General features: G+C 38.3%; 14 protein-coding genes and 1 pseudogene. 7 read left to right on the forward strand and 8 right to left on the reverse strand.

Features of this window, described 5'->3' with window-relative positions:
• Positions 1–20: 20 nt before the first annotated feature.
• From ACGF5R_RS13815 to ACGF5R_RS13845, 7 genes and pseudogenes are all read right to left on the reverse strand, one after another.
• The gene (locus ACGF5R_RS13815) at positions 21–446 is read right to left on the reverse strand and encodes a hypothetical protein (protein ID WP_387691313.1); all 426 of its coding nucleotides are present in this window, start codon (positions 444–446) and stop codon (positions 21–23) included.
• A 10-nt stretch (positions 447–456) separates the two neighbouring features.
• On the reverse strand, positions 457–1,101 hold the full coding sequence (locus ACGF5R_RS13820) for a hypothetical protein (RefSeq protein ID WP_387691315.1): 645 nt from the start codon (positions 1,099–1,101) through the stop codon (positions 457–459).
• Between the two features lie 291 nt (positions 1,102–1,392).
• Positions 1,393–3,075 (reverse strand): OmpA family protein, encoded by a 1,683-nt coding sequence (locus ACGF5R_RS13825; protein ID WP_387691317.1) that lies wholly within the window; start codon positions 3,073–3,075, stop codon positions 1,393–1,395.
• A gap of 16 nt (positions 3,076–3,091) precedes the next feature.
• Positions 3,092–3,736, reverse strand: a complete 645-nt coding sequence (gene tssL / locus ACGF5R_RS13830; RefSeq protein WP_387691318.1) for a type VI secretion system protein TssL, short form — start codon at positions 3,734–3,736, stop codon at positions 3,092–3,094.
• A 93-nt stretch (positions 3,737–3,829) separates the two neighbouring features.
• Positions 3,830–4,053 (reverse strand): annotated as a pseudogene (locus tag ACGF5R_RS13835) (type VI secretion system contractile sheath small subunit); the annotation flags it as partial.
• 824 nt (positions 4,054–4,877) lie between these two features.
• Positions 4,878–5,324, reverse strand: a complete 447-nt coding sequence (locus ACGF5R_RS13840) for a hypothetical protein (RefSeq protein ID WP_387691320.1) — start codon at positions 5,322–5,324, stop codon at positions 4,878–4,880.
• A 388-nt stretch (positions 5,325–5,712) separates the two neighbouring features.
• Positions 5,713–6,918, reverse strand: coding sequence for an MFS transporter (locus ACGF5R_RS13845; RefSeq protein ID WP_112878046.1), 1,206 nt, complete (start codon positions 6,916–6,918; stop codon positions 5,713–5,715).
• A 419-nt stretch (positions 6,919–7,337) separates the two neighbouring features.
• Between ACGF5R_RS13845 and ACGF5R_RS13850 the strand changes: the two genes are divergently transcribed.
• From ACGF5R_RS13850 to ACGF5R_RS13875, 6 genes are all read left to right on the forward strand, one after another.
• Positions 7,338–8,276 carry a fucose-binding lectin II gene (locus ACGF5R_RS13850; protein WP_112878047.1) on the forward strand — a complete coding sequence of 313 codons (939 nt, stop codon included), beginning with the start codon at positions 7,338–7,340 and terminating at the stop codon, positions 8,274–8,276.
• A 452-nt stretch (positions 8,277–8,728) separates the two neighbouring features.
• Positions 8,729–9,769, forward strand: coding sequence for a fucose-binding lectin II (locus ACGF5R_RS13855; protein ID WP_112878048.1), 1,041 nt, complete (start codon positions 8,729–8,731; stop codon positions 9,767–9,769).
• 534 nt (positions 9,770–10,303) lie between these two features.
• The gene (locus ACGF5R_RS13860) at positions 10,304–11,752 is read left to right on the forward strand and encodes an NAD(P)/FAD-dependent oxidoreductase (RefSeq protein ID WP_112878049.1); all 1,449 of its coding nucleotides are present in this window, start codon (positions 10,304–10,306) and stop codon (positions 11,750–11,752) included.
• A 668-nt stretch (positions 11,753–12,420) separates the two neighbouring features.
• Positions 12,421–13,383 (forward strand): fucose-binding lectin II, encoded by a 963-nt coding sequence (locus ACGF5R_RS13865; RefSeq protein WP_387691322.1) that lies wholly within the window; start codon positions 12,421–12,423, stop codon positions 13,381–13,383.
• 445 nt (positions 13,384–13,828) lie between these two features.
• Positions 13,829–14,860: a fucose-binding lectin II gene (locus ACGF5R_RS13870; protein ID WP_387691324.1), complete on the forward strand. Its 1,032-nt coding sequence runs from the start codon at positions 13,829–13,831 to the stop codon at positions 14,858–14,860.
• Positions 14,861–15,055: 195 nt separating this feature from the next.
• The gene (locus ACGF5R_RS13875) at positions 15,056–16,066 is read left to right on the forward strand and encodes a fucose-binding lectin II (protein ID WP_262981238.1); all 1,011 of its coding nucleotides are present in this window, start codon (positions 15,056–15,058) and stop codon (positions 16,064–16,066) included.
• Between the two features lie 327 nt (positions 16,067–16,393).
• On the opposite strand, the gene ACGF5R_RS13880 is transcribed toward ACGF5R_RS13875, so the two are convergent.
• Positions 16,394–17,149: a hypothetical protein gene (locus tag ACGF5R_RS13880; protein ID WP_387691326.1), complete on the reverse strand. Its 756-nt coding sequence runs from the start codon at positions 17,147–17,149 to the stop codon at positions 16,394–16,396.
• Between the two features lie 824 nt (positions 17,150–17,973).
• Between ACGF5R_RS13880 and ACGF5R_RS13885 the strand changes: the two genes are divergently transcribed.
• Positions 17,974–18,393 (forward strand): hypothetical protein, encoded by a 420-nt coding sequence (locus tag ACGF5R_RS13885; RefSeq protein WP_112878849.1) that lies wholly within the window; start codon positions 17,974–17,976, stop codon positions 18,391–18,393.
• The last annotated feature ends 518 nt before the right edge of the window (positions 18,394–18,911 follow it).

Below are 18,911 nucleotides of genomic sequence, written 5' to 3' on the forward strand. Positions count from 1 at the left end.
ACTAAAGATGAATTGCTGAGTTAACATATTAAGTGTAATAGGTATGATAGGTGTTCGAATTGGTTGGATGTACTCAGTGAAAAATGAAGGGTCGCATAAGGCAAAAGTTTGACCGCTTCTGACGTAATTGTTAATACCTTTCTTGTTATCTTGATGCTCCTATCGCCTGCAAGGATCACCTTCGGGTGGCGAACAAAAACTCCCATAGCCTGCAAGGGAGTGCAGCGCCGGACTTCAAGCCGGTAATGGGCATGGCCCGGCAGCACGGTTTTACTCGCCTGAAGCTGACGGGCGCGAAACATCGGATGTAACAGCTCATGCAATGCGGCGTTCGGAGCATCAGGCTGTTGTGCCAATAACGCCATCAGTTGATCACTGCCCAAATTAGAGATCATTAAGATTACGGTATGACGAAAATCGATCTCGCGCCCCTCACCGTCGCGCATAAAGCCGCGATCAATATCCCCCCTCAGCGGCTCTGGCTGTGATATCCAGCGTAAATTTGTCCAATACGTTCTGCAAAGCCGATGATAATGGCTGAGAATTAAGCGCATATTTATCTGTGTCGCTATCCTCAATTTCAGCGATTGATCCATCCGCCGTCAGACACGCCGCTATCTCCATCTCCGGGCGCTCGTCCGATTGTTGATCCAGCAACGGGCGCAAACGTTGTAGTTGCGTCACATTCAAGTTGAGTAACGGCCAGGTATGGTGAATACGTAACCAAGCCGGTTGGCCGCGCAGCACCTGCAAAAGATGCACCGAGCGAATAGATTCATTACCCTCTTCCAGAGAAGCAACACACCAGGCAACCTGTAACAAACTACACAGGTCGCTTGATAACCGCGGGCGTTGATTGATGCTATGTGGCAAACGGTTAATTGTAGTCAGCAACGACTGCCATAACACATCCATATCCCACTCATAACGTCGAGCAATCACCGTAATATCGCCTTCGCCGCCCTCAAGCAGCTTGAGTAACCAGTGTTCCACCGTGATTTCAGCATGTGCCCGTGTCTGGCAAAATGCAGCGGCAGCTTCCAATGCCCGCGCACAATAGGAGTTTAAGCGGCATAATAGTGCAGTAAATACGGTATCCATATTAAAGTCCCAGTTGTCATTGAGAAGTTAGGCTACATTCAACAAGTGAGCAGTATTTCGCCATAGCTATCGCCTAACGAATGCTTACCCGTCGCTTGTTGTTTGAAATGCCCCCATTCTCAGGTAAAAATTTATCTGTCTGGCGAGGTTATCCCGGCCAGTTTTACGTTTAACAAACACTTCATCCACTGAATTAAAAGAGTTGCCATACCCGCGTATGGCAGTCTGTTAGCGTGTTAAGTCTGATTCCGTTCATGCCAAACATCAGAGTGAATGGTGTTGACGTCTTCATCAGCCCAAGTGATTTTCTGGTCGTTGGCAGGCGACCACCCTCGGCGGCATCAGACTGATTTCAACCCTACGATTGACAGCACGCCCCGCTGCGGTTGTATTGGTAGCGATCGGCCGCGTTGCACCTTCACCTTTTATGACAAAGCAAGTCGGCGATACATCACTGGTTTGTAATATCCAATCTCGTACTGCTTTTGCCCGCGCCAGCGACAGTACGCGGTTTTTTGCAGCATCACCGGTTGAATCAGTATGACCCGTTATCACCACCATCCAGCCCGGTTTAGCTTTAATCTCGATCAATGCGTTCACCAGCACTTTGGCCGCTTCTGGCTTAAGACGTGACTGTCCAACGTCAAACAGTGACATGCTGCTCAGGTTCAATGTCTGTGGCAACGGCTTGCCACTCTTCGGTACAGGAGGCGAAGATACCGGTAACACCGCATGGTTGATCACAGCCATCAATGGCGTATAAAGGCGATCACCTAAATAGAGCCCTAACCCTAAACGCACCGGCTCGCCATCACGTTGATATTTTTCCAGCAACGTCGCATCGAGCTTAAGTTGATGGTAAGCCTGAACTTTTGCGTCGCTATCTTTCACGTCAACTACCTGATAATGCTGTAAATCACTGCGTATCTGGCGTAACAGGCGCAAGTTGTTCCAGACACTGGAGGCCAACGCCAGACAAACAAACCCGCTCAGTAGGCCGATGCCCCAGATGACCGTTCGTCGGTGCGGTGTATGGCCAACATGATGTGGCAACAGGCGTAACATAGCATTGGGAAACGGCGATAAGTTCACCGCCTCAGCAATGCTGTGGCTAATGCGGGGTAAAGTGGTACGATCGACCAGCCATTTCGTCCATAAGCTGTCTGCCTGTGGCGTTTGTGGCAAAAACGTCAGCGCCATTGCTATCGGGTAACAAGGCCGACTGGCCAGCTCCAGGGATCGACATTCGTTCAAGATGTTTTCTACCATCCAACGTTGCCATGCCGCCGCCACAATCGCTTGTTGTAAACGTGTGACGCGTTGCTGTGCATCTCCTTCGGTCAACCAGATATTCATCCCAACAGCGGCATGTTTTTCTCCCCATACCGTCATTGTCGAGCTATCTGCCTGTAGCTCGAACCACGGGCTAATATCGCCATCAAGATAGCTGGCGATCAATACTGGTGTATGACAAGCGGTCAGCTGAGTAACACGATCAACCTGATAGCGAAGTTCCCTGATCTTTGCCGCCATCACCGCGTGATCCCATTGCTGTTCAGGAAAGAGTGTTAATAACACGCTGATCTGGCTACACCAATCAGGTCTGGCTGCAATAATCGCTTCTACCAGCGTACTCATCTCACTTTGTTTCGGCACACAGATAAAACAGCCCTGTGGCGTGAAGCGTACCGGTTCTTCCGCAAACAGGGTTGCCACGCTATCTCCGCAGGTTAGCACCACAGGCTGGCGCCACGAAGCAGCAGGTAATGCCGCCATCAAACGGCAAATACTGGCCTGATGGGATATTTCAAGTGTGGTACATCCCACCCACCACCAGGCAATCACCGTTACCATCAAGATCGCAGCCAACCACAATGCAACTGATACATTCCCTAACGGGAGAAAAAATAGACATAACAGCGCCGCCAGAACACCAGCTAAAAGCCACAACATTCGTTTTAATACGCAACTCAATTTGCTCTCCTTAGCCTTACCCAACAGACAAATATTGCTGAAGGTAGAGACGCAGACCGCACCACACTAAAGTTACTCCGGCTATGGCCAAGCATCCCCAAAACCACGGAGAGCGTGCACGCCAACATTGGCCCTGATGACAGTCTGCATTGACGCGTATCATCTGATGGGGTTGCACCACCATCACCCCGGCACGATCAGTCAAGATATCCAGTAATGACTGACGTTCCTGAGAAATTTTTTCCAAGTCACCCCCCTGAAAGCCCAATGCCAATACACGCTGGAAACCCGCTAATACCAGCAGAGAGGGTTGTGGTTGATTCAACACTTGACGTATACGTTCAAACAGCCGTTCTCCAGCATGGTTGCTATTGCAAAATAGTGTCTGCAACGGCGTTTTCGACCAAGTTTCATAGCCATTATTCCGCTCAGGGCGTCTGATTATGGTTTCATCCAGCAACGCACACAAGGCATAGATGATGTGAGCCATGTGCTCTTCGCTGATACCACTTGCACTTAATTGCTGCCAAGCCTCTTCTATCAACTCCACCCCTTTTTGATATAACGCCTCACCGTGCATCGATTTATCACCGCTTTTTAGCGCAATGACTAACATTCCAATGTCAAGCATCAGGTCATCAATTAAAATCTCTTTGTTCATAGATCCTCCTCAAGGAAACCCCAGGGATGAATCAGCCCCAGACGCAATACAGTTGTTGGTCAGTGCCTCCCAACGCGCTTGTTGCTGAAATTGTGAGGGGCTAAATTCAGCTAATACGCTGTCAAAATTGTTTTTATTTATAGAAACTTTTTCTCGTTCCGAGAGTGAGCGCTGTTCCTGCCCGTTGCTGTAATCACCCATGACCAGTAATTTCAACGGTAGCTCAACCTTTTTCCGTGCACCGCCAGTATGTAAATCCAATTTAATATTAATACGCAACGCGACTTAGAGACTTCATTTTGAAAACTTGCAGTCATTGATGGCTCCTTACTACCAAAAACAGAATAAAAACATCATGTGTCACGGCATGACATTTTTATGAAATAACAAGCTTTATCAGATAGTTATGAATCCGATAATTAGACAAACAGCAAATATGAGGGAATGAATAATGGCATCTCAATTGACGAATGGCTTAACAAAACAACCGATGCAAAATAACCTCAAACTATACTCACGCTAACGAAAGAATTACCGTAGAAAACATCCAACAAAGAAAAAATTAATCTTATATAGATAATAAGAGGTACAACCTCAACAGAAGTTAAACAAGATAAAATTAAATAAAAATAAATAAAACCCAGGAAATTCTTAATGACATTTCGTAACCAATTATAATTGTTACTATTTTTAATTCTTAATTTGTTACAAATTGTAATAATCTGTAATAACCAGTAAAAATATGCAATAAATATCGGATAATTGTTATTATTTCACGACTTTATTTTATCTTTTTTACTCAAATGATATTGATTATTAATTGTATCAATATCTCCATCAACCAGCGTATTAACCTATACGCAGTACAACTCACTTCATTAAGCAGATTTGTTCTTTATTACAATAAACGGTAAACGAAATAATTTAATGAGATAGGTATTAGAGAGATAAACGATTTCTACGCGTATCAGCATTTCAATAATTTAATTATTAGTTCAAATAAAAACTTGCCTAATAGTCAACCATCCGAACTATCGACAAGACAATCAAAAATACTGAACAACACGCGGAGAAATGCTTTCATTTCAACAAATATCTATTGGTACAGCACGTTATCCGATATATTCAATATCTCATAATGCTATATCATTTCCAGATCAATATTATTATCATTAAAATTCAACGTCAGTATCTTATTTCCTCCACCTCGATTATTACCAGGGATCTCTAATGCATTATCGTAAGTGAATTCCCTATTTATAGAATACTTAACCGCGTTTTCATTCGGTGGATTACAATAATCCTGAAATATCCAAATATTAAATTCAAATTCAAATTCAGATTTAAATCCTCTTTCAGTATAGATATGAATGGCTTTATTAGGTTCATATTTATCACCTATCCAGGGAGCCCATAAATTGCCATGCCATTCAGACATTTTATCCACAGAGAATCTTTTCCTGGCAACATATCCATGTTCAACGACAACTTTACACGGCATTTTATTATAAATAGATTTAATATTTGTTACTCCTGCGATAATATTAATAGCTGGTTTATTCTGAGTGTTACTTAATTTTCTTTCCATTTTATTCACCTATATCAATTAGTAAGTTAAATAATAATTTTGATAGGATTTATACCCTATGGATTTCAAGATGCATCGCGACGGCAAAGGAGCGAATCCCCGGGAGCATAGATAACTATCTGACCGGGGTGAGTGCAGCCAACAAAGAGGCAACTTGAAAGATAACGGGTATATAATAACTTCATCCTTTCGCACACTATAATCCAGCATTGACCTAAATTATCCTTTCAACATTAATTTCCCCCTGTGACATTACACTTAAAATAACATTAACCTCTTATTAATCACGCCTACCCTCTTATATCAATGATTAGCCTTAAATTAAAATATAGCGCAAAATCTATATTTTATCATTAAGGCCAGCTCACATATCTATCGTTATTTTCCCTTAATTGCTATGGTAAGCATTATCCATTAAATTTTTCGTCCCTCTTTTCATCATCCGGGCTAATTTTATTACGTATATAGGTAATACCAGAGCGCTAACCATAGTCAGTATGAAAATAGGCCGCACGTTCTCAGCAATAATCTCCTTACCATCTAAGAAAATGGAGGAGAAGAAGAACACCACGCCGGCGCCTAAATTGGAAAATGCCATCTGGAGGGCACCAAAACCTGCTCGGTTTTCAGGGGTCGAGGCATAAGAAGCGAGCACGTTTGCAGCCATCACCTGTACATAAGTCGCGAACATAAAAAGTGAGAAGAAAACGTATCCATTTATTTTTCCCGTTAATCCCAGAAAAATATTAACAATAAATAACGTCGCCGCGGCAATGGTAATTCTCTGAGGAGGGTATCTATCGCAAAGTTTCCCGGTTAAATAAGTACCCAACCAAGACGCAATACCACCGCAAAAGAATACCAGTGAAACTTGATTTTCCGGGATATAAAATACATTGGTTAATAGCGGAGCAAGTATTGGAATAAGCATGAAGGGACTAAAATTACTGACGCCACTTGCCATTCCAGCTAATGTTATTTTTTTGGTCAGCACAATTTTGTTCTGATTATTTTTTACTTTCTCTGTTCCTGGGATAAAGAAGAGGATCAGAGGCAAACTCACGATACATAAAATAACGATCAGTAAAAAAGAGACTTTCCAATTAAAACTCTCGGCCAAATATAAACACAACGGTATACCTAAAATACTCACAAATGAAAAAGATGAAAACGCAATTCCCAATACCCTTCCCCGCATACTTTCCGGGGAGTTATTCAGTAAGATGCCAATTCCTACTCCCAATGTCACCCCACCAAACAGACCGGCAACGATACGTAGCAGAATAAGTTGGTATGGTTCTGAGGAGAAAATCGTCAGGAACGTAATCAGGCCAAGAAGCAGGGTGTTTAAAATGAGAACCTTTCTTTTATTAAAACGATCAATAAAGAAAAAGGATGTCAGGCCAGAAAATACCGAGGAGAAAACATAAGCACCGGCAATAACCCCCGCCATCGTAACCGGCATGTGAAAATCTTTCGACATATAAACAAAAAGCGGCGTTACCATCATGTACTCTAACGCATTAATAAACTGAACTAATGCGACAACCATTGCAATAATAACTATCTGATTATTTCCAATTAACTTCGACATTATGAGTCCCAATTTCTGTTGGCTTAAATTTCATCGACACAGTAAGCAATTTACATCACACGCAGAGCAAAAAAAAGCACTATGTATCATCACAGTAAGAGCCTGACGTAATCAGACTTGGGATAGCTAGTAATGGTAAAGCAGAATAATCAAGCAGCAACAATTTCAACAACCTATTCATTGTCAGAAGTAAGTAACAAAGGCACTGTCTTTACCAAAATAATCATTAGGGTTGATACTCAATCGGCAAGCGTTTATCGCTACTGCTATCCCGACTAAGAATCACAAAAAGTGAAGCCCCCCTATTTATCACAATGGCTCAACTTAAAGAATTATTGGGCGGTAATAGGATGAGCTCAGAATAATTTCAAGGGATATATCAACGATCAGAAACACATAACAAACTTTCTGGAGAAATTATGGCGAATATACTTAAATATGGTGATACCGTAAAAATATTAAATAGTTTCAGAAACTGGGATGGTGGATATCTTAGTGTATATGGAACGAGCGGTATTTCAGATGGAAAATATACTGTGATAACCACCACTCAAGCCGGAACATTCTGGCGAATTGAATCAGCAACGGGCAAATCTGTCGGCAGTGAAGTTATTAACAACGATACTATTTTACTCCACAATCTTTATCAATGTGATGGCGGCTACTTAGGCCATTATGCAGCATCAAATCAACAGGTTCCAGAAGGAGAAATATACCCGATACACACATCAGATAAAAATATTCGTCCAGAGACATTAGAGTGGATTATTTATTCTGACATGCCATCTATTGATGGAAAAATCAAAGAAGATGAAAGTATTACGCTATATAACCGTTGGGGAACCAGAGGCTTTCTCGATACTAATGGTTGGGTTGGAGTCCCTGAAACAGTATGTCATGTATATACTTCTGCTAATAACCTCCGCAAACCTTATACCGGCCTGTGGAAAATGACACAAGTTAAAGATCCTTGTCTCCCGGTTACCAAACCCTCCAATTGCGCCGGAGAATGTGGCACTAGTGACGGCGGTAAATATTGCTTCCAGTTACCTCAAAGTATTCGATTTGGCCTGATAGCTTATACTAATACAACCACCCATCAACAAACAGTAAAAGTCTATATTGACGATCTTCTGGTAGATACATTCACCGGCAAAGGAACCGATACCAAAGCTTATACATCAGGTACAGGTAAAATCTGTATCGAGATTATCGGGGATGGCAAACCCTGTAAACTCCGTTACTCCTATAATACCCTTGATGGAAAACCGGGAACAGTAACTATTGGTGCTGAAAATGACGCCAATAATAATTACAATGACAGTGTGGTCGTATTAAATTGGCCACTGGTGAATTAGTTTAAAATACCCAGCTAATTTCACCACAAAAAATCATTAACAAATTAAAGCGGTATTATATGCCGCTTTTTTATGACATAAATATCATTGATAAAATATATTTCTAAGCATTACCACCCCTCATAAAAATGAAAAATACTGAAAAAGATGTTAAAAAACACAATCTAATGCTTTAATTCCCATTTGATTTATATATACCTTATCTCTTAGCATGTATTTTTATTTCTGCAAAGATACAAACAAATCAAATCGATCAGAAAATCATTAATATATAATCTTGATTACAACCCATCACTGGAATTAACCTTCAATTATACAAATCATTCTGCATCACAAAATATATAAAAAATTGCAGAGTTAAACTTGGAGTTTTCAACACCATTTTTAAATCTATTTCAACTGAAAATCAAAATAATACGTTAAGATATAATTACCATGAAGGATATATAACAATGAATACATCCAGTTATCTTTTTCTTAACTCGGAAAATATTAAATACAATGAAATATCTGGCCATAATGGGGTGTACGCAGGTTATCCCCAACCTGTCAGTAAAGATTGGCCTAATCTTCCTGTCGAATTCCAAAGACATATTGACGATGTGATTAATTTAAATGGTTATTTGTATTTCTTTAAAGGATCACAATATCTTAAATTCGACATCGCAAAAGCTCGAGTAGCTGAGGGACCTAAACCCATCGTGGAAGGATGGCCCGGATTAATAGGAACCGAATTTGAAAATGGGATAGATGCAGCTACGGAATGGATAGATATAAAAACCCCTGACATTACCGATGTCGTTTGCTTCTTTAAAGGCAGCGAGTGTATCGATTATACTGTAAGTTCACATACGATTAATCAGAAAACGATTTCAGAAAAATTGGGAACAACTGGTAAATATTCAGAATTCAGTACAAATCTGGATGCCGCAATTTTATGGAGAACTCGTGGATACCATTATATCTTCATTTTCAAAGGTAACTCTAATATCCGATTTAATCTGAAATTAAATGCTATCGATGGGGGACCAACGACCCCTAATAAAATTAATTGGCTAGGAGTTACCTTCAACAAAATTCAAGCTGCGGTATCAGTTGATACAGATTTGTTAGGTAGTCAAAACTGTGGCGGAACATGTGGTAATAATGACACTGGTAACTACTGTTTCCAATTACCACAGAGTACCAGATTTAGGCTAACAGCCTACACAAATACTGATGTTCATCAGCAAACGATAAAAATATATATTGACGACATTCTGGTAGATACATTAACCGGCAAAGGAGTTGATAACTTAACCGCCACTAAATCTTACTCATCAGGTACAGGTAAAATCTGTATTGAAATTACAGGAAATGGCAAACCCTGTAAACTCCGTTACTCCGATAATACCCTTGACGGAAAACCCGGCTCAGTCATTATTGGTGCTGAAAGTGGTACCGAGGGCAATTACAACGATAGTGTGGTGGTATTAAACTGGCCCCTAACATGAAAATGATTAGGAGGAATCAGTCAATAATAAGTAAAAATTAAAACACTTGAACAACTTCACATGTTTAAAATAATTCAGAGAATATCTTCTTCTCTGGATTATTTTATCAAATTAACCGAAAAATATCCCTATGAATAGCTAGGATCTAAACTTTGGGAAGATATTCATCAATAAAATACATCTGTTCTCCCACTCCGCTAAATTCTGTCAGGTTCACTTCGAAATCCTTTCACCGTACAATATCGACTCAAGCGCAGGCAGAAATGCTTGAGCAAATTTCTGGTTGTATTTGTTTCATCTATAACGTGACTTAAACACGGTTCCCAATATTCATATTGAAGGGTTGAAAATATTCTCAGGCTAATTATTTATTTGTGGCGTCAGAAAATATTGACACGTTAAACGCTTGTAATGAGCAATGTAAGACTAAAGCAATCTCATATTACTATGCTACTGTCAGTGCCGATAAGAATCACGTTGCTTTAACTAGGCAAGTTTCAACTGTTTAAAAAATACATTGCAGGAGAAATAACAATGGATAACTATTATGATGTTTTGATTATTGGCGCGGGTATTGCCGGCATTGGTGTAGCATGTCATTTGACAAGGAAATGTCCTGATCAGAAGTTTATTATCTTAGAACGTCGCCAAAGGATAGGCGGTACTTGGGATTTATTTCGCTATCCCGGCATTCGCTCAGATTCAGATATGATGAGCTATGGCTATGAATTCCGCCCCTGGACAGACACCAGTATTTTTGCCGATGGGCCCTCAATTAGAAGTTATATCAATGCAACGGCAAAAGAGTATGAAGTTGATAAGAAAATAGAGTTTGGGCTAAAAATCACTCAGACTGACTGGTCAAATGCGACTCGCCAGTGGACCGTTACCGCGATTGACGAAATCAGTGGGGAAACTCGGCAATTTACCTGTCGCTTTCTCATCGCTGCAACAGGTTATTACAACTATGATGAACCTTATTTACCTAAATTCCCCGGCATTGAAGATTTCAAAGGCCCGGTAATTCACCCTCAACTCTGGCCTGAAAAGTTGGACTATAAAGGAAAACGGGTTGTTGTAATTGGTAGTGGTGCGACAGCAGTTACTTTATTGCCTGCAATGGCACATGATACTAAACATATCACGATGCTACAGCGCTCTCCCAGTTACATCTTTTCAATGCCTGGAAGGGATAAGATAGCAGAGCTTTGCAAAGGCATTATTCCACAGCGCTGGATTTACACATTGAGCAGAAAGCGCAATCTTTTTCTATTTCGCTTAATTTATAAAATAAGTCGACATTTACCTACATTATTGAAAGCGTTTTTACTGGCATTGGCTCGCAAGCGTGTCGGCCCAGATTTTGACATGAAGCACTTGACGCCAAAATACATGCCGTGGGATGAACGGCTCTGTCTTATTCCCAGCAATAATCTATTCAAGGTACTAAAAGAAGGTAAAGCCTCTATTGTTACTGACCATATTGTACGTATAACTGAAAACAGTATTTTATTAAAATCGGGCAAGGAATTACCCGCAGATATTATTGTTACAGCAACTGGGCTGAAATTACATTTTCTTGGTGGAATTGAACTCTCTATTGATGGGCAAAAGCAACAAAGTCATGATCGCATGCTTTATAAGGGAACGTTGATACAGAATATCCCTAATTGTGCCTGTGTATTTGGTTATATCAATAACGCTTGGACATTGAAAGTTGATCTATCTGCGGATTATATCTGCCGTTTATTGAACGAGATGGAGCGTCGCGATGCTACCGTTGTGACACCACATGCTCAGCCAGGTGAGATGCAGGAGGACGAACATATTTTTGGTGCTTTGCGATCTGGTTACGTAAAACGTGCAAACGACTTGCTTCCTCGTCAGGGATATAGTTCAAACTGGCAGATTCCACATGATTACAAAAAAGATAAACAAGTTTTGGGGCAGCCTATAGATGATGTCGCGTTGCAATGGAAATAACCACACAAAATTAAAAATCAGTGGTTATATACCCTATGGATTTCAAGTTGCATCGCGACGGCAAGGGAATGAATCCCCGGGAGCATAGATAACTATGTGACCGGGGTGAGTGAGTGCAGCCAACAAAGAGGCAGCTTGAAAGATGACGAGTATATATCCCTAAAGTTCGGAATTTAACAGTTTTGATGTAAAAGCCAAATTCTATTTTGACACAATCAATTCAGTTTGGTGATAAAAAACAATCATATATCAAAGTATTAATTTATTAGAATTGTATCCTTCGTGTCAATAAAAATTAAGTTTTTATTTTCCTATCACTATTAAACAATTTAACTTAATAAATAATGTAAATAAAGCGGAAAATGCGATTTTTACACAGTTCAAGATAGAAATATCGTAAATTAAGCAAAGGGAATTTTAGTGGTATATTCATTGTCAGAGGAAAGAAACAAATTATCGGTATTCCTTCAGAAAACATTAATGTTCATAATTAACAAAATCAGGCGTTAATCACTATTTTTAGGATTACAAAAACGTTGAGCATTTTTCTGATTTTAATAACCTATTCTGAGATAACCCAGAAAATTATAAAACAGAATAATTAAGCTAGGGTAATTTCAATGTCATACTCATTGTTAAAAACAAACCAAAAACATTAAGGATAAATTATGGCTGATATACTTAAATATGGCGATACAGTAAGAATATTAAATGGTTACAATAACTGGCAAGGAGGATATCTCAGTACACATGGAAGTAATGACATCCCAGGCGCAAAACATAACGTATTAACTGTAGCTCCCTCCTTTTCTGATCTAGGGGTAATATGGCGAATACAGTCAGGAACAGGAAAAGCTATCGGCAGTGAAATAATTAATGATGATATTATTTTGCTTCATAATCTGGCTTTCTGCGATGGCGGCTATTTGGGATATTATGATGGCCCAAATCAACCGGTACCAAGTGGAGAAATACATCCGATAGTCACATCTGATATAAATACTTATTCTCCAAAAACATTAGAGTGGATTATTTATTGCGAGACACCTTATTCTATAAAGGGAAATATCATAGAAGGAGCAATTATCAGCCTACATAATCGATGGGGAAATAAAGGTTTCCTTAATAGTTATGGTAATGCCAACAAACCAAACACGTTATATGGTGTATCTCTTTCTGGTAATAGCGCTCGTAAAGTACATAAGGTAGACCAGTGGAAAATGGAAAAAATCAATGATCCTTGTCCGCCTACCAAACCCTCAAATTGTGGTGGAGAATGTGGTACTAGCGACACCGGTAAACACTGTTTCCAATTACCTCAAAGTATTCGATTTGGCCTGACAGCTTACAATAATACGAACATTCAGCAAACGGTAAAAGTCTATATTGACGACCTTCTGGTAGACACATTAACCGGCAAAGGAACAAATAATCCAATGGCGACCAAAACCTACACATCAGGTACAGGAAAAGTTTGTATTGAAATTGAAGGAGATGGCAAACCTAGCAAACTGCGTTATTTTGATAATATCCTTGATGGGAAACCGGGAACAGTAATTATCGGCGCCGAAAATGGTACCAATAATAATTACAATGACTGTGTCGTAGTATTAAATTGGCCTCTGGTGTAAATTAAAAACACTGTGATAAATTTCACCATAAGCAAAAATAATATTTACCAATTAATTAAAGCGGTATTATGCCGCTTTTTACTATGCTAAATTCATTATTAACCAAATATATATCAAGGTATTATTATTCAATAAAAAACATTCAAAGAGAATATTTGAAAAATATAAACCATGTTTCACATCTTATTTATATAATAAAAATCCATCTCTTATCATAGTATTTTTATTTTTGCAAAACATCAATGATATTAAATTCATCAATTATTTATTAATATACAACCTTGATTACAAACCATCAATGAAATAAACTACTCCACATCACTCTGCAAATAATAAATACAAAACAATCATAATCAAAGCTTTGAATATCATTTTTATTATATATTATCTAGAAATAGTAAGTTTAAATAATTAAACAATTAATCACCATAGAGGAGATATAACAATGAATACAAATACCTACTTATTCCTTGATGCAGAAAACATTAAATATCATGATGATGCACAAATAAATAAAGGGGACACTCCCCAACCTATCAGTAAAAATTGGCCTAGCCTTCCTGTCGCGTTTCAACGACATATTGACGATGTAATTAATTTAAATGGTTATTTATACTTTTTTAAAGGTTCGCAATATCTCAAATTCGACATAAAGAAGTCGCAGGTGATTGAAGGGCCAAAACACATTATAGAGGGATGGCCGGGATTAAGAGGCACTGAGTTTGAAAATGGGATAGATGCTGCCACAGAATGGGTCGATACAAAACGAGATGTTGTTTGTTTCTTTAAAGGTCGCGATTGTATTGATTATACCGTTAGTTCACACACAATTAGTAAGAAAACGATTTCGGCCAGGTGGGGAACTACCGGAAATTACTCTGGATTCAACTCTAATCTGGATGCTGTTATTTTATGGAGGAATATTGCTGGCTATTTAATTTACCTTTTCAAAGATGGTAATTATATCCGATACAATACAAATTCAAATACTATTGATATTGGGCCTACATCCACCCAATCCGGTTGGCCTGGAGTCACCTTCCCCAAAATTCAAGCGGCAGTCTCTGTTGATGCAGATTTATTAGGTAGTGACCGTGGTGGCAATAGTAGCTGTGGCGGAACATGTGGCACCAATGACACCGGTAAACACTGTTTCCAATTACCTCATAGTATTAGATTCGGACTAACAGCCTATAATAATACGAACATTCAGCAAACGGTAAAAGTCTATATTGACGACCTTCTGGTAGACACATTAATCGGTAAAGGAACAAATAATCCAATGGCGACCAAAACCTACACATCAGGTACAGGAAAAATTTGTATCGCAATTGAAGGAGACGGCAAACCTAGCAAACTGCGCTATTTCGATAACACCCTTGATGGAAAACCGGGAACAGCGATTATTGGCGCTGAAAATGGTATCAATAATAATTACAATGACTGTGTCGTGGTATTAAATTGGCCTCTGGTGTAAGTTAAAAACACTTTGGTAAACTTTACCACAAATAAAATTAATTTAACCAATATAAATTACCCTTTAGAATCAATTAGGAAAGTAGCATAAAAGAATTTAAATTATATTTATTAATATTATTCTTGTTCAATTTCATCTAAAAAATGAAATTTTAACAATACCTTAAGTTCTAATCACCATAAAGGAGATGTAATAATGAATACAAATACCTATTTATTTCTTAACTCAGAAAATATTAAATATTATGATGATCCACAAATCAACAAAGGGGACACTCCCCAGCTTATCAGTAAAGACTGGCCTAACCTTCCTGTCGAGTTTCAACGACATATTGACGATGTGATTAATTTAAATGGTTATTTATATTTCTTCAAAGGCTCACAATATCTTAAATTCGATATCGCAAAAGCTCAGGTAAGTGAGGGACCAAAACATATTATAGAAGGATGGCCTGGATTGAGAGGCACCGAATTTGAAAATGGGATAGATGCAGCTACCGAGTTTGTCGATACAAAACGAGATGTTGTCTGTTTCTTCAAAGGGCGAGACTGTATTGATTATACTGTCAGTTCACACACGATTAGTAAAAAAACTATTTCAGACAGATGGGAGACTATCGAAAAATACGCAGGATTCAATGCAAATCTGGATACCGTTGTTTTATGGAAAAGCATTGCAGGTTCTCTTATTTACTTCTTCAAAGACAACAATTATATCCGATACAATACACAATCAAATACTATTGATATCGGACCTACATCCATCCAAACTTATTGGCATGGCATCACTTTTAATAGAGTTCAAGCTATGGTATCGGTTGACGCAGATTTATTAGGTAGTCAAAACTGTGGCGGAAAATTTGGTACCAGTGACACCGGTAAATATTGTTTCCAATTACCTCAGAATACCAAATTTAGGCTGACAGCCTACACGAATACTGATGTTCATCAACAAACGGTAAAAGTCTATATTGACGATCTTCTAGTAGATACATTAACCGGCAAGGGGATAGATAACCTGATAGCGACTAAAACCCATGCATCCGGTACAGGTAAAGTCTGTATTGAGATTGCAGGTAATGACAAACCCTGCAAACTCCGTTATTTCGATAACATTCTTGAGGGAAAACCCGGAACCGTCATTATTGGGGCTGAAAATGGTGCCGCCAATAAGTACAAGGATAGTGTCATCATTCTGAACTGGTGAGTTAAAGATTTTCACTAGTGATAAACTCTGTCAATAATTAAAGCGGTATTATGCCGCTTTTTTTGCACGCCACATTGAGTAACAATAATAAGATTATAATCAAAATCACCTTTCTATACCCTATGGATTTCAAGATGCATCGCGACGGCAAGGGAGTGAATCCCCGGGAGCATAGATAACTATGTGACCGGGGTGAGTGAGTGCAGCCAACAAAGAGGCAACTTGAAAGATGACGGGTATATATTACAACAATATATGGGGCCAGGAGGAAAGCCCCTTGGTATATGTCACACAAGATGGTTAAATAACCAGACTCAATACTCCATATTAAAAATCTTGAAAAAATATCGCTCGATCAAATGGTGTTCGGTAAAGAGAATTTTGTTGATCTACAGTGTTAGCAGCAGAAGACATACCATACATAATCCCAATCTGGCCTGACGCAAGATTTCCTGTCATAAGTGTATTCATATTATATTGGCAAAGTTCTATCTTCCATTTATCTGCCACAGTGTTATACCATTCGATAATTAATGTGCCATTATTTGCCGCAAGCAATCCAATTCGCCAACGTGACCAAGTATTTCTAGGCCATTCATAACTCAGTGGAAAACCAGAATAAGCAGTACCTAGGGTCGGTTGCCCTTTATAAATACCATCCGTTTGTTTGCCAACAAAATTGACTGACTGAGTCAAATGAGCCTGAAGATTCCAAACCATGACATAAGGCGTTGCAATATCAATCGAAGTACCTAATAAAATATTTGGTGGCATATATTGAAGCTTATCTTTATATCCCCCAGTCAAATGAACCGCCATATAGCCGTAACCAATATCTATATATGTACCGCTTGCACTGGTTTTCCTGGATAGCACACATAATGTAATTTCAGGGTATGGATTACAAAATAGGTCAAGCTCACAATAGCAATGTCTGGCATCAACAGTCGTATCTGTTACAATCCCAAAACATTGACCATAACTACCAGATTTAGACAAAGTTTGTGCCTTAAAAGCTTTCCTTCCCCCAACATTGACTATATCCCAGGCGCTAGTCACATTGGCTGAATCCTTAAACAACACGCCAGCTCGCTGTGTTGTCGCATCTATCCATCGACCTTCAGGATATAAATTTGGCTCCCATACCGTTATTGGAACGGAATTGGAATTAGATAAATCTTCAATTCAGATTGAACTTTCATGTTGTTCTAATTTCATGACTAAAATATCCCCCTATATAAAGATAAAATTACACTTCAATCTTACTTTTTATACCTAAAATCAGGGTTAGATTTAATTTAAAAATAAATAAAAATCATCATAATTATTTAAAAAAAAGAAGAAAAACCCAACCAAACAAAATAAAATACCAGCTACAGGAATTTAAAAAATCAAACAAAAAAAACAGCATTGAATTCACTAATGAATTGTTAATATATAGCTTTATTTATAATCCATTAATGGTATTAATTTTTACATATACAAAATAACTTTTCAAAACATGGATCATTTGGAGAAAACTCAGTCCAATTTTTGTGATCTGATCAATCGCAAAAAATCCCAAACCACTAAACGGACTGAGTTATAACTATAATAGCACTAATATCCCGAAATGAACAACACCAGATAAAAAAATAAGAGAAATGATGAAATTTTTGTATCTAAATTATCTGTCAGTTAAATATTAACATTGAGTTAAAAATCAGTGAAAATAATATAAATCATCTATCTATTTAATTGAGCCATGAACTTTATTAATAAAAAACAGTGATGTTTGTTTAATTTTTAAAGAGATAAATAATAGAATCCTATGATAAGGTGATTTGTATAAATTAAAAATTAGGATAAGCATTATAGAGGGATCTAAATAAGAAAAAACGAAAATAACTAACCTAGGAGTATTAATTATGGCAATTGTTTTTACATCAATAGATCCACGTAGCAATCCCCTGCAAACATCAAGCCAAAATTATGTTGATATACCTGGTTTGGAACTTAATGTTTCAAAGTATTCGAATTCACCATGCTTAACAGCATTAATCACATTAAATATACCAACTCCCTACGCTTCAGGTAACAATTTTCCTGGAGGTAACTTTATTATTGTAACTGATAAAGGCGAACAATTGGCTTTCGGTGGATTTACTTACAATAATAAGAGTCCAGAATCCTATGGACGTATGCCATTCACACTGGTCACCCGTTGTTCTCTTGCGTCTAATGTCTCTATTATAAAAGCTCAATGGAGTAGTGTACGTGGTAGCACAGTACATATCGATTCATACGCGTCTATCTCTGCGGTTATTCAGTGCAATCACTTGGTTTAATTAATTTCAATGATTAGATGCTGCGTCATACACAGTGTGTAGAATTAACTTAGAGTTAAGCCGCTACCGACATTTTATATTCATAAATGAAAAAATCAGTGGTGGCTTAGCCTCAGAAATATAATTTTTATCAATTCATAAAACAGTGATCAATTTTATTTTATATGATAGAATTTCAATTTTGTATATGTTTAAATGTGTCAATATATAATATAAATTTATATTAAAAATGACTATCTTTCCAGTAACCTATTAATTTATCCATATACTGGTTATTAAAATTTAGATTTTTCGAAATCCCCATTCAACGTATTAAATAAATTTTCAAAATAGTAGATCTCACTTGGAGGGAATTCAGTCCAATTTTTTCGATCTAATCAATTGCAAGAAATATAATTAAAATCAATAGGTAGATTCACATAATAAGTGCAACATCGTTAATCTGGAAGTAAACATGTTCGTATTCCCTTAAATAATTCATTCGGTGTTTTCCCACCCCGTGTTTTTCGGGGGCGATT

It is taken from the genome of Photorhabdus sp. RM71S, assembly GCF_042879355.1.
Classification (GTDB): Bacteria; Pseudomonadota; Gammaproteobacteria; order Enterobacterales; family Enterobacteriaceae; genus Photorhabdus; species Photorhabdus kayaii.